Genomic DNA, 13,337 nt, shown 5'->3' with positions numbered 1-13,337 from the left:
GGCATGGCGCGTGGTGCGCAAGCACCAGATGATTGATCGTGGTGGTCAATCGTTGACTTGGGGGTGCAAGTCCCCTGCGGACCCTGATGACGGGAACCGCTAGCCGAACGGCAAGGGTGTCCATCGTGAGGTGGGATCTGAAGGAAGCCGCAGGCAAAATCCCGGCCCGACGAACAGGAATCGCATACGAGGCAGTCCCATCCGGGCGAGAAGGCCAATATCTTCAAAGCCCGATAGTCATCCGGGAGGGTGGGGCTGTAGATGCGGCGGGTATATGGGAGGAAGGTCACGCGCATTACCCTGGGAGGTCTGTCAATCTGCCTCGTGCTACCGACGTCGCAAGGCGTCGGGATGGATTGGCAGAAGTCAGCCGAGGTCGTACTAGCTGGAGTAACCGCCCAGTGAAGGACCGAACACGAGGCGTCGGACAGGAGCCTTGAATTTCGATGATGTATGGAGACGCAGAAGCTGGGGTTGCGATGCCCCGGGCCACGGCCGAGGGTAGCGACCGGAAGTCGCGAGAGTACGCCATGGGTGCGTCAAACGTCACGGCAACGAAAGAATCGTCCTGGACGGAAGCGCGAACGCGGTTGATGGAGGAGGTTGTCGACCGCGACAACATGATGGCGGCCTATCATCGGGTGAGGTCCAACCAGGGAGCTCCCGGCATCGATACGATGACGGTGGACGAACTGAAGGCGCACCTGATGGAATGCTGGCCGCGCATCAGAGAAGAACTGCTGGAGGGGCGTTACCTGCCCCAACCGGTGCGCAAGGTGGAAATCCCCAAGCCCGGAGGTGGGGTGCGCATGCTCGGCATCCCCACGGTCATGGACCGGCTCATCCAGCAGGCCCTGTATCAGGTGCTGATGCCGTTGTTCGATCCGGATTTCTCCGAACACTCGTACGGGTTTCGGCCCGAACGGAGTGCCCACCAAGCCATTCAGGCCGCTCGCAGGTATGTCGCCGGCGGGCGACGCTGGGTGGTGGATGTGGATCTGGAAAAGTTCTTTGACCGGGTAAACCACGACATCCTGATGTCGCGAATCGCCCGCAAGGTCAAGGATCGGCAGGTGTTGCGACTTGTTCGCCGCTACCTGCAGGCCGGGATGCTCGAAGGCGGGATTGTTTCGCAGCGAGCCGAAGGGACGCCTCAAGGCGGCCCTCTTTCCCCTTTGCTGTCGAATATCCTGCTCGACGAGTTGGATAAGGAGTTGGAAAAACGAGGTCATGCCTTCTGCCGGTTTGCCGACGATTGCAACGTCTATGTGCAAAGTCGGCGCGCCGCCGAGCGGGTGATGGCCTCAATGACCCAGTTCCTCGAAGGGCGGCTCAAGCTCAAGGTCAACGTCGCCAAAAGCGCCGTTGATCGTCCCTGGAATCGAACCTTTCTGGGCTACAGCATGACGTGGCACAAGAATCCGCGCATCAAAGTGTCGGATTCGTCGGTCGAACGTCTCAAAGCTGGATTGCGCCGGATCTTTCGGCGGGGCAGGGGAAGAAGCCTGCAACGGGTCATCGAGGAGAGCAAACCGAAGCTTCGCGGATGGATCGCCTATTTCCGCCTGGCGGAGGTCAAAGGGATCTTCGAAGATCTGGATGGATGGGTCAGGCGCAAACTGCGCTGCATTCTATGGCGCCAGTGGAAACGGCCCTACACCCGAGCCAGGAAACTGATGCAGAGGGGACTACCGGAGCCGGTGGCTTGGAAATCCGCCACAAACGGGCGAGGCCCCTGGTGGAACTCAGGAGCCTCGCACATGAACTACGCATTCCGGAAATCTTACTTCGACAAAGCGGGGTTGGTGTCGTTAAGTGACCAACTCCGACGCTTTCAGAACGCCACGTGAACCGCCGTGTACGGAACCGTACGCACGGTGGTGTGGGAGGACGGCGGGGGCAACCCCGCCTCCTACCCGATGGGAAATTCTTGAGGCTAATCCCGGGTCGAAAGGAGCAGCCAGACCGCCAGCAGGGAGAAGATCAGCAGCGCCGACCAGGCGGCGATGAAAGGAGGAATGACTGCTGAGTAGCCGAGGGTGGTGAGCAGGGTCTGGAGGATGAAAAAGACCACGCCGACGGCTACCGAAAGGGTCACGCCGACAGCTAGGCTGGCGGAGCGACCTTTACGCAGGGCAAAGGGAATTCCGAGCATGGTCATGGTCAGGCAGGTGAAAGGATAGGCCAGGCGGGCGTGCATATCGACCTGATAATTTCGGGGATTGTACCCCTCGTTTTTCATTTTTTCGACCAGGCTGCGTAACTCGAAAAAACCAAGCTGTTCTGCTTTGTAGAAGGTTTCCGTAAAGTCTTCGGGCTTTTTCGCCAACTCCAGCGACTTTTGGGGAAATCTCAACCGTTCGACAATCATGCTGGTGTCGGGGTCGTAACGATAACTGACGAGGTCTTCGAAGATCCACACTCCCTCCTCGAATCGGGCGAGGGGGGCGTCCTGGCGGCTGATCAGATGGAATTGCTCATCGAATTCGAGGATGGTCACGCCGAGTAGACGATTGTTTTCCGGTTGCGACTGGCGAACATGGTAGATGGTTCCGTCTTCGCGAAACCAGATATTATCCCGCTTGAAGAGAATTTCCTGCTTGCCGCGCAGTTCGTTTTGCAGAATGTAGTGAATTTTCTTCTGGTTGACGGGAATCAGAAACTCATTCACGAAAAAGAGCCCGGCGGAAAGGAGCAGGCCTGAGATCAGCAGCGGTAGAGTGATCTTCCAGATGCTGATGCCCCCCCCGCGCATGGCGGTCAACTCGTTGCTTTTCGACAGGCCCCCCAGGGTGCCAAAGGCGGCAAGCAGGGTCGCCAAGGGAATGACCTGAGCCACGGCGACCGGAAGCATGTTGAGCAGATAGAGAACGTAAAGGGAAATCGCCGCGCCATGTTCCAGAAAGTCGTCAACCTTTTCCAGAAAGTCGACCAGCAGAAAAATGCCGGCGAAAGCGCCCAGGGACAGAAGGAGCAGGCGGGTGAAAAAATGAAGAATGTAGCGATGGAGAATGCTCATGTCCCGCCCCCCTTGCGCCCCTTCCACAGGGAAAGGACCTGATCCCAGAGGGACAGTCGCCGTTCCTGAGCGGCGCGATGGAAGAGGATGAGTCCGCCGATGAAAAAGAGCAGGCTGGGAAACCAGAGGCTGAAAGCGGCAGGAAAGCCCGATTCGACCACCAGGGTTTCAGCTAGGGAGAGGGAGAGGTAATAGCTGAGGAAGACGAACAACGCGATGGAGAAGTTGCCGCTACGGCCGGAACGCTGGGCATGCACCCCCAAGGGTACTCCAATCAGGGCAAAGAGGAGGGGGGCCAGGGGGAATATCAGTCGACTGTGAAACTCGATGGCCAGTTTGGGGTTCTCCGGCTTGTTGCCGGAATCGGGGAACAGGGTTTTGGCGAGTTCACGGGAGCGTATCTCTGCCGGTTTCGGCGGTCGTTTTTCTGCTTGCTCCAGTTGTTGTCCCATATTCAGGTTCACGTCGTAGGTAGAAAAACGGATGATCTGATCGGCTTCCTTGCCCGGCGTGGCGCGATGAATGGCGCCATTTTCGATGCGCAGGGTGAGGGTCAGGGCTTCGGGGTCGGAAAAAATTCTGCCCTGCTGAGCGAAAATGATCGATGGACTCGACCCGGTTCTTTGGTCAGAAATCATCACCCCTTTAAAAATGTTATTTTCTTCGTCCTCATCGTCGACATACAGCACCAAATCATCGAATTCGGCGTTGAAGACATGGGGTTGAATGCCGACATTGGCTCGTTTGGCAGCGATGTTGAAAATCTGTTCACGAAAGGCCCGGTTTCCGGCCGGACCCAAGACGAGGGTGAGCAACGCGGTCAACAGGGCGGTGAGCACGGCCAGGGCCAATACTGGCTTGAACATATAATAGAGGCTGACGCCAGAGGCCTTGAGAGCGATGATTTCGCTGTCCGAAGAAAGGCGCCCGAATCCGAGCATTACCCCGAGCAGAAAAGCGAGGGGTAGAGTGATGACCAGAAAAGTAGGGATCAGATAGGAAAAAAGCTGAAGGATCTCAATGGCAGGAACCCCTTTGTTGATGACCAGTTCCATCAACTTGAGGATGCGCCCCATGAGCAGCACGAAAGTGAAGACGACCAAGGCAAGAAGGGTGGGGACTCCGATCTCCCTGGCGATATAGCGATGAATTCTCCTGATGGACATGGCTGCGGATATTAGACCAACAGGGGACGCTTGTAAACCAGATTTGAGGCGTTTTTTTGCTTGATCCAAAAGTAAAAGGCGTGCTATAGAAACCCGTTGTCCGAAAAATCACGCACGCTTCCGGACCTGCCGGACGGTGTTTCGCCAAATGGTGGCGGAAAATCCGGCGGGAAAGATGGAGGCGGAGGAACTCAACCACGGAAAAGAAGGAGTAGTCCCCATGGCTCAGATCACCATGAAACAACTGTTGGAAGCCGGTGTCCATTTCGGACATCAGACTAAACGCTGGAATCCGAAGATGAAGCCTTATATCTTCGGCGCTAGAAATGGCATCTACATTATCGACCTGCAGAAGACCGTCCGTTATTTTCGGACCGCTCAAGAGTTTATCAAGCAGACCGTCGAGAATGGCGACAAGATCCTCTTTGTCGGGACCAAGAAGCAAGCTCAGGACGCCATCATGGAAGAGACCCTGCGCGCCGGCCAATACTTTGTTAATAACCGTTGGCTCGGCGGCATGCTGACCAATTTTTCCACCATCAAGGGGAGCATTGATCGTCTCAAGAAGATCGAGGCTATGTCCCAAGACGGGACCTATGATCTGATCACCAAGAAAGAGGCGCTGCAGTTGGAGCGTGAGCGCGCCAAGCTGGAAAAAAGCCTTGGCGGGATCAAGAATATGACCAAGCTTCCCGGCGCCATTTTCGTCATCGATCCCAAGAAAGAGACGATTGCCGTCAAGGAAGCCCGTAAGTTGGGCATCCCTGTGGTGGCGGTAGTCGATACCAACTGCGATCCCGATGATATTGATTACATTATTCCTGGTAACGATGATGCCATTCGCGCCATTCGCCTCTTTGCCTCGAAGATGGCGGAGGCCTGCATTGAAGGCAGCCAGGCTCGCGAAAATACTATCCGCACCGACTCCGAAGGGGCCGATCAGGTCGAAGCGGTGGAAACTGTGGCCGAGCAGTCGGCCGAGGCCTGATTTTCTACTCGGCAAGATCAATAAAAAAGCGCCCCCAGGGGCGCTTTTTTAAAGATTGATCGATAATTTTTGTATTAACTAACCTGAATCTTATCTGCCCGGTTTGCGGGCAGGTTGCTGGAGGATTGTCCGTGGCACAGATTACAGCATCGATGGTATCGGAACTGCGCGCCAAAACTGGCGCCGGCATGATGGATTGCAAAAAAGCTCTGACCGAAACCGGCGGGGATATAGAAACGGCGATCGACTACCTGCGGAAAAAAGGCCTCTCTGCCGCGGCTAAGAAGGCGGGCCGGGTTGCTGCCGAGGGAATGGTGACCGCTGCCGGCCAGGGCCGGATTGGTGCGATTGCTGAAGTTAATGCCGAGACCGATTTCGTGGCCAAGAACACCGCTTTTCAGGCTTTTTCTGCCGGAGTGGCCGAGGCCGTTATCGACCATGCTCCGAAGGACCTCGAGTCTTTGATGGCCGTGGCGTTTCCCGGTACTGGCCGCACTGTCGCCGAGGAGCAGACTCACCAGATCGCCACCATTGGTGAGAATATCAACGTGCGGCGCTTTGCCCGTTTTGCTGTTGACGCCGGCGTGGTGACTTCCTATGTTCATGCTGGCGGCAAGATCGGCGTGCTGGTTGAGCTCGCTACCGCCAAGGAAGATGACGAGCGAGTACTGACTCTGGCGCGACAGCTGGCTATGCATGTGGCCGCTGCCAATCCTCAGTTTCTTGACCGTCAGGAAGTTCCTGCCGAGGTTGTCGACCGGGAAAAAGAGATTATGCGCGTCAAGGCCAAGGAGAGCGGCAAGCCTGATCACCTGGTCGAGAAGATTCTCGATGGCCAGATCAACAAGTTCTTCGGAGAGGTCTGCCTCCTTGAGCAGGCCTATGTCATCGATCCCGATCATAAGGTCACCAAGGTGGTCGAGGCTCTCGCTAAGGAGATCGGTGCTCCGGTTAAGCTTACCCGTTTCGCCCGTTTCCAGTTGGGTGAAGGCATCGAGAAAAAAGAAGACGATTTCGCCTCGGAAGTTGCCTCACTCGTCAAGTAATACCACACTACTCTATAAGGCCCCCTTTTTTGGGGGGGCCTGGCGGAGAAGCAATGAACGACGCAAAACCGGTATATCGAAGAATTCTACTTAAGCTTAGCGGCGAAGCCTTGGCCGGCAATCAAGGCTACGGCATTGATCCCGATGTCATCGTCGGGATTGCGGAGGAAATCCGTGAGGTCACGGCCTTGGGCACCCAGGTGGCGCTGGTGATCGGTGGCGGCAATATTTTCCGCGGCGTCGCTGCCGCTTCCAAAGGTATGGATCGCGCCAGCGCCGACTATATGGGGATGCTGGCGACGGTCATGAACAGCCTCGCCATGCAGGACGCTCTGGAAAAGGTCGGGGTGGCTACCCGCGTGCAGTCGGCGATTGACATGCAGCAGGTGGCCGAGCCTTACATTCGTCGTCGTGCCGTGCGCCACTTGGAAAAGGGTCGGGTGGTGATTTTCGGCGCGGGCACCGGCAATCCCTACTTTACCACCGATACCGCCGCCAGCCTGCGGGCCATGGAGATCGGCGCCGAGGTCATTCTCAAAGCAACCAAGGTCGACGGGGTCTATACTGCCGATCCGGCCAAGGATAAAGATGCTGTCAAGTTTTCGACCCTGACCTATCTGGATGTCCTGAAAAGGGGCTTGCAGGTCATGGATGCCACCGCCACTTCCCTGTGCATGGATAATCATCTGCCGATCGTGGTCTTCGATTTGACCTGCCGTGGCAATATCATGCGGGTCGTGCTCGGCGAACCTATAGGTACGATTGTCAAAGGAGATTAAGTCCAATGACCAAGGATATTGTCAGCAAAGCCCGTTCAGCAATGGACAAGGCTATCGAATCGTTGAAGAAAGATTTTACGAAAGTCCGCACCGGTCGTGCTTCGGTATCGCTTCTTGACGATGTGCGCGTGGACTATTACGGAACGCCGACCCCTCTTAGCCAGTTGGGTACGCTGGCGATTCCCGAACCCCGACTGATCACCATTCAGCCTTGGGAAAAGAAACTTCTGCCGGAAATCGAGAAGGCCATTTTTAAAGCCGATCTCGGGCTGACCCCGAGTTCCGACGGGCAGTTGATCCGCATGGCGATCCCGCCTCTGACCGAGGACCGGCGTAAAGAGATGGTAAAGATGCTCAAGCGCATGGTCGAAGATACGAAGGTTGCGGTGCGAAATGTTCGCCGAGACGCCAACGATGCGGTAAAAAAGCTTGCCAAGGATAAAGAAATTTCCGAAGATGACGCCAAGCGCGTCGAGAAGGAGATCCAGGATCTCACCGACAAGTTCGTGGCCAAGGCCGATGAGGTCGTGGCGGTCAAGGAGAAGGAAGTGATGGAGATCTAACCCCCAAACCACTCCATCCAAATCAACCAAGGAGGAAGTTTCATGAAAATCACTGATGAATGTATCGCCTGCGGCGCTTGCGTCGACACCTGCCCGGTCAGCGCCATTGTCGAAGCCGGCGACAAGTACAAGATCACCGATGATTGCACCGAATGCGGCGCCTGTGCCGACAGCTGTCCGGTCAGCGCGATCGTGGCTTAAGTTCACCCCAGAAAGGGCGCCGTAAGGCGCCCTTTCTATTTTCCCGCCTGGTTTCCCTTTTAAATTTCCCTTGCAATCCGCCTGCCGGCATGGTAAAAATCCAGCTGTTAATTTGTTCACTATGAAGAAAGTGGGCCCTTGCTCACTTTTTTTATTTGAGGATGGGAAAACGTGGCTCAGCAGACATTGTTGGAACAACTTACCGCCATTATCGAGCCGATTCTTGAAGGTTTTGGTCTGGAATTGGTCGAGCTTGAATATAAGCACGAGGGACGGGACTGGTTTCTTCGCCTCTTTATTGATAAGCCGGGCGGCGTGACGCTGGATGACTGCGCTGAAGTCAGTCGCGAGGTCGGTGCCGTTCTGGAAGTCGAAGATCTCATCCGCACCGCTTATCGTCTGGAGGTTTCTTCTCCCGGTCTGGACCGGCCGTTGAAGAAAATCGACGATTATCAACGATTCGCTGGTCGTCTGGTCAAGGTTAAGACCTTCGAGAGTCTGGACCCCGATCAGCGCGGTCATGCCCGCAAGACCTTTTCCGGTATTCTGGTGGGGGTCGAAGGCGATTGCGTTCGTATTGAACAACAAGACAAAAAAGGTGGCCTTGTCGAGATTCCTTTCGCTGGAATCGACAAGGGAAACCTTGAATTTGATTTTTAAACATTAATAAGGCTGGCGCTTCCGGTGGAGATTTACAGCCGCCGTGGGGGCGCCAACGCCCCAAGCGTTTTGGATACAGGGGGAAGTTGCGATGGTCACCAATCTTAACCACATCATCGACCAGGTAGTGAAGGACAAGGGGATTGACCGGGCAGTGCTGGTCGAAGCTCTGGAGTCCGCCGTGCTTTCGGCCGCCAACAAGAAATACCGCAATACCCGGGATCTTGAGGCTCATTACAACAACGAACTGGGTGAGGTCGAAGTTTTCGAATTTGTCACGGTCGTTGAAGAGGTTCAGGACTCCTACAAGGAGATTGACTTGGCCGAGGCTCAGGAGGTTGACCCTGAGGTTGAGCTCGGGGACTCCCTTGGGATGAAGCTGGATGCGAGTAATTTCAGCCGCATTGCTGCTCAAACGGCCAAGCAGGTGATTATCCAGAAGGTTCGCGAAGCTGAGCGGGAAGGTGTTTTTAACGAGTTCCAGGATCGCATCGGCGAGTTGGTCAACGGTATCGTTCGCCGCTATGAACGGGGTGATTTGATTGTCGATCTGGGCCGCGCGGAAGCTTTGCTTCCTCACCGGGAGCAAGTACCCCGGGAGAACTACCGTCAAGGGGATCGTGTGCGGGCCTATATTTCCGACGTTAAGATGTCGACTAAGGGGCCGCAGATCATCATGTCCCGGACCCATCCTGGGGTGGTTGCCGCACTCTTTGCTTTCGAGGTTCCGGAAATTGCCGAAGGAATTGTCGAAATCAAGGCGGTCTCCCGTGAGCCCGGCAGTCGTGCCAAAATCGCCGTTGTTTCCCACGATCCCGATGTTGATCCGGTGGGGGCATGTGTTGGCATGCGCGGTTCCCGGGTACAGAATGTTGTTTCCGAGCTGCGGGGAGAGAAGATTGATATCATCCCCTGGTCCCCCGATACTGCCCGTTTCGCTTGTGCGGCCCTGGCCCCTGCCGAAGTGGCACGGGTCTATGTCGACGCCGACGAGCAGGCGCTCGAAATCATTGTGCCTGATGATCAACTGTCCCTGGCTATTGGCAAGAAAGGACAGAATGTACGCCTTGCCGCTAAGCTCATTGGTTGGAAGATCGATATCAAGAGCGAGACCCGGGCTGCTGAGATTGATCAGGAGGAGTCTCTCCTGACGGCTCAGGAGGACGACATCGCCGTTGAGTCGGAGTCTGATGCGGCTGCCGGATTGGCCGCCCGCCATACTCGAGATGAGCTTTACGAGATGGCCAAGGAATTCGATGTCCCGGGACGAAGCGCCATGACCAAGGAAGAACTGGCGCGCCATCTTGCTCCTCTTGTCGCGACTGATCAAGCGGATGCGGCCGATTCCGCCGTTTCTGAAGAGAGTTGATTGCTAACGAATGGCCGAGAAACGGCATATGCCCAAGCGTACCTGTCTCGGTTGCCGACAGGTTATGGAACAGCATGACCTGGTTCGGTATGTCCTCTCCCCCGACGGTGAACTTCTGGTCGACTATCGGGGACGTCTTCCGGGGCGCGGCGCTTATACGTGTTTGAGCCGGGAGTGTTTAGCTCTGGCGGTTCAGCGACGCCAGTTTCAACGGACATTTCGGCGGGATGCTCTAGTCGTTGACCCGGTGGTTTTGAATGTAGCGCTCTTAGCCGCCATCGAGGGTAAGATTGTCAACCTCCTGGGGATGGCTAAGAAGTCGGGTGTCGTATTGTCCGGCGGTAAACTGGTCCTTGACGCAATGGCGGTTCCAGGGCAGGTCGCGGTGGTCATGCTGGCCGAGGATGTGTCTTCCGGTATCGCCGATAAGATTATCTCAAGTGCGACGTACCGGCAGATTCCTTGCTGGAGGCTGCTTGATAAAGAGCGTCTCGGAAGAATGCTAGGCAAGGAAGAGCGCAGTGTGGTCGCGCTCAAAGCGGGTGCGTTAGCCGAATCGGTTAAGACGGAAATGTTACGATACAAGCAGATGGTAGGGGAGATTTGATGGGAAAGACAAAGGTTTCCGAATTGGCTCAGAAGTTGGGCCTGGACTCGAAAGAGGTCATGGAGCGGCTGCAGAAAGCCGGGGTCGAAGTGAAGAGCGAGAGAAGCTTTCTTGAGGACGAAGATCTGCGAAAGTTTGAAGCCCAGGCCTCACCGCAGACCGAAGTCGTCGAGGAGGAGCGGATTACCTCCGGCGTTATCCGTCGCCGGCGCAAGGATGTCAAGCCCACGACCGAGGCTGTGGCTGTTGAATCTTCTTCACAAGTCGCTTCTGCCTCCGCTGAGGAAAAGCTAAGTGTTCCCGCTTCCACGGTCACGACAGAGAAACCTTCTGTGTCCGAACCTTCCACTGTCGCGCCCAAAGAAGAGGCCGAGCCCCCTTCTCCCTCTTCACACGCTCCCGTGTCCAAGGATGAGCCGAAAGAGGTTGTCGCTGAAGCGCCGATTGTGTCTCAGCCTGAGCCGCAAGTTGTGGAAAAACCCGTTGCGACGGTAACGAGTAAAGAAAAATCTATTGAATCCGAAGTGGTCGTTGCGGCCAAGTCCGCAGTCAAGACCCCAGAGGTTAAGCCTACGTCTACGGCGCGTCCGATGACGGAGACCAAGGAACGGGAACCGCAAAAAGCAACAGCTTCTCGCGCCAAAATTCTAGGTCGGGTTGAACTGCCGGCTTCGGCGATGCAGGATAATCGCGGCCGTGACGCTGGTCGCCCCGAACGTTCGGGGGGGGCGGCTCCTGGACGCCGCGCGCCGGCAACCCGAGAGGAACGACCTGGCACCGGTGCCCCCCGTCCGACTGGAGGAGCCCCACGCCCAGCTGGTGGTTCCCCACGCCCAGCTGGTGGTGCGCCACGCGGGGCCGGTGACGCCGGTTCCGGTCGGTCGTTCGGTGGTCCCGCCGGCGGTGCCCCACGGGGTGCTCGAGGCCCTTCGATCCCGGCGCCTTCTACGGAAGTTTTTCCCGCCAAGGAAGCCCGTGGCGGCAAAAAGAATAAAAAAGGCAAGGGGGCGGACTACAGCGACGGTAGTGTTGGGAGCGACGGTGCGAAGCGTCGGCAGAAACGAGAAGTCTTCGAACCGGAACGGGGTGATAGGCTCCGTCGCGGTCGCAAGGGGGCTAAGGCCGTCAAGAAGACCGAAGTTACCGTTTCCAAGGCGATCAAGCGTATCATTCGTATCAGCGACGTGATTACCGTGGGCGAACTTGCCAAACGCATGGGGGTAAAGGCCAACGATCTGATCAAGGAACTTATGCGTCAGGGGACCATGGTGACCATCAACCACCCCCTTGATTTTGAAACCGCCGCGCTACTCGCCAATGAATTTAACTACGAGGTGGAGAACGTCGCCTTTGACGAGGAGACCGTTCTTGAGCACGCCAGCAGCCGTGCCGGAGAAGCGGAATCTCTCGAGAATCTGCTGCCGCGGCCGCCGGTCGTGACCATCATGGGTCACGTTGACCATGGCAAGACCAGCCTGCTCGATGCCATCCGTGCCACGAACGTCACCGAAGGGGAGGCCGGCGGGATCACCCAGCATATCGGGGCTTACGATGTCGAGTTGGGCGGCAAGAAGGTTGCTTTCCTCGACACCCCCGGTCATGAGGCTTTCACCGCCATGCGTGCTCGGGGAGCCAAGTCCACCGATATCGTTGTTCTTGTCGTCGCCGCTGACGATGGCGTCATGCCTCAGACCAAAGAGGCGATCAATCATGCCAAGGCCGCTGAGGTTCCGATTCTGGTGGCGATCAACAAGATCGACAAGCCCGACGCCAACCCCGACAAGGTCAAGCAGGAGTTGACCGAATTTGGCATGCTCCCCGAAGAATGGGGGGGAGAGACGATTTATGTCGAAGTTTCCGCCAAGCAGCGAATCAACATCGACCAGTTGCTGGAGATGATTCTGCTGCAAGCGGAGGTGATGGATCTCAAGGCCAATCCCAACAAGCGCGCCAAGGGTGTTATTGTCGAGGCCCGTCTCGATCGAGGGCGCGGTCCGGTGGCCACGGTTCTGGTTCAGGAAGGAACTCTGCGGATCGGCGATCCGATCGTAACCGGGGTCCATTATGGCCGGGTGCGGACTATGGTCGATGACCGGGGTGGGCGCGTCGAGGCGGCCGGCCCCTCCTGTCCTGTGGAGGTGACTGGTCTTTCCGGGGTGCCTGAGGCTGGTGATAGCTTCCACTCCGTCGAGGACGAGAAGACCGCCAAGGAAGTCGCTCAGCACCGTGCCCAGAAGGTCCGGGAAGCCGAGTTGGCCAAGTCCAGCAAGATATCCCTGGAGCAACTTTACGCCCGCATCAAAGAAGGGGATGTCAAAGAGCTCAAAATTATCATCAAGGGGGATGTTCAGGGATCCGTGGAGGCGGTCAAGGATTCGCTGCTCAAACTCTCCACCGATGCCTGTCGCCTGATCGTTATTCACACGGGTGTTGGCGGCATCATTGAGAGCGACATCACCCTGGCTTCGGCCTCCGATGCGATCGTTCTCGGCTTCAATGTTCGTCCTGAACCGAAGGCCGCGTCGATGGCCGAGTCCGAAGGGGTTGACATTCGCCTCTATAACATCATCTACGACGCTGTGGCCGACATCCGCGACGCCATGGAAGGTTTGCTCGCCCCGACCCTGCGTGAAAAATACCTGGGACGCGCGGAAGTACGCGACACCTTCGTGGTTTCCAAGGTCGGTACGATCGCCGGTAGCTATGTGGTTGACGGCAAGATCGTGCGCGGTGCCAGCGTTCGCTTGGTGCGGGACAATGTCGTGATCTGGGAAGGCCGCATGAGTTCACTCAAACGTTTTAAGGACGATGTCCGCGAGGTCGCGAACAACTATGAGTGCGGTATTGGCCTGGAAAACTACAACGACGTCAAAATCGGTGACGTGATTGAAGCCTTTGAGATAGAGTCGATCAAGACTTCGCTCTAGGAGGAGCCTGGC

General features: G+C 56.6%; 12 protein-coding genes. 10 read left to right on the top strand and 2 right to left on the bottom strand.

The annotated features are described in order from the left end of the window. Positions 1-446: 446 nt before the first annotated feature. Positions 447-1,850: a group II intron reverse transcriptase/maturase gene (gene ltrA / locus BQ4888_RS02525; RefSeq protein ID WP_092053237.1), complete on the top strand. Its 1,404-nt coding sequence runs from the start codon at positions 447-449 to the stop codon at positions 1,848-1,850. A gap of 86 nt (positions 1,851-1,936) precedes the next feature. Here ltrA and lptG read toward each other — a convergent pair whose 3' ends face one another. Further along, positions 1,937-3,019, bottom strand: coding sequence for an LPS export ABC transporter permease LptG (gene lptG, locus BQ4888_RS02520; RefSeq protein WP_092053234.1), 1,083 nt, complete (start codon positions 3,017-3,019; stop codon positions 1,937-1,939). Then, entirely contained in the window at positions 3,016-4,185 is a 1,170-nt protein-coding gene (gene lptF, locus BQ4888_RS02515; RefSeq protein ID WP_092053231.1) for an LPS export ABC transporter permease LptF, read from the bottom strand. The genes lptG and lptF overlap by 4 nt, the downstream gene beginning before the upstream one ends. 220 nt (positions 4,186-4,405) lie before the next feature. On the opposite strand from lptF, the gene rpsB reads away from it, so the two are divergent. From rpsB to infB, 9 genes are all read left to right on the top strand, one after another. Further along, the gene (gene rpsB / locus BQ4888_RS02510) at positions 4,406-5,173 is read left to right on the top strand and encodes a 30S ribosomal protein S2 (RefSeq protein WP_092053454.1); all 768 of its coding nucleotides are present in this window, start codon (positions 4,406-4,408) and stop codon (positions 5,171-5,173) included. 131 nt (positions 5,174-5,304) lie between these two features. Beyond that, positions 5,305-6,219, top strand: a complete 915-nt coding sequence (tsf, locus tag BQ4888_RS02505) for a translation elongation factor Ts (RefSeq protein ID WP_092053229.1) — start codon at positions 5,305-5,307, stop codon at positions 6,217-6,219. A gap of 53 nt (positions 6,220-6,272) precedes the next feature. Then, positions 6,273-6,998: a UMP kinase gene (pyrH, locus tag BQ4888_RS02500; protein ID WP_092053226.1), complete on the top strand. Its 726-nt coding sequence runs from the start codon at positions 6,273-6,275 to the stop codon at positions 6,996-6,998. 5 nt (positions 6,999-7,003) lie between these two features. Next, positions 7,004-7,561, top strand: a complete 558-nt coding sequence (gene frr / locus BQ4888_RS02495) for a ribosome recycling factor (protein WP_092053223.1) — start codon at positions 7,004-7,006, stop codon at positions 7,559-7,561. Positions 7,562-7,603: 42 nt separating this feature from the next. Beyond that, entirely contained in the window at positions 7,604-7,762 is a 159-nt protein-coding gene (gene fdxA, locus BQ4888_RS02490; protein ID WP_092053220.1) for a 4Fe-4S ferredoxin, read from the top strand. A 171-nt stretch (positions 7,763-7,933) separates the two neighbouring features. Next, positions 7,934-8,422, top strand: coding sequence for a ribosome maturation factor RimP (gene rimP, locus BQ4888_RS02485; protein ID WP_092053217.1), 489 nt, complete (start codon positions 7,934-7,936; stop codon positions 8,420-8,422). A 91-nt stretch (positions 8,423-8,513) separates the two neighbouring features. Further along, complete coding sequence (nusA, locus tag BQ4888_RS02480; protein ID WP_092053214.1) at positions 8,514-9,791, top strand: transcription termination factor NusA; 1,278 nt, start codon at positions 8,514-8,516, stop codon at positions 9,789-9,791. A 10-nt stretch (positions 9,792-9,801) separates the two neighbouring features. Then, complete coding sequence (locus BQ4888_RS02475; RefSeq protein ID WP_092053211.1) at positions 9,802-10,398, top strand: DUF448 domain-containing protein; 597 nt, start codon at positions 9,802-9,804, stop codon at positions 10,396-10,398. Beyond that, on the top strand, positions 10,398-13,325 hold the full coding sequence (gene infB, locus BQ4888_RS02470; RefSeq protein WP_092053208.1) for a translation initiation factor IF-2: 2,928 nt from the start codon (positions 10,398-10,400) through the stop codon (positions 13,323-13,325). The genes BQ4888_RS02475 and infB overlap by 1 nt, the downstream gene beginning before the upstream one ends. The last annotated feature ends 12 nt before the right edge of the window (positions 13,326-13,337 follow it).

It is taken from the genome of Desulfuromonas acetexigens, assembly GCF_900111775.1.
Classification (GTDB): domain Bacteria; phylum Desulfobacterota; class Desulfuromonadia; order Desulfuromonadales; family Trichloromonadaceae; genus Trichloromonas; species Trichloromonas acetexigens.
The sequence above is the reverse complement of the archived record's forward strand: the minus strand, read 5'-3'. Positions and strand labels throughout refer to the sequence as shown.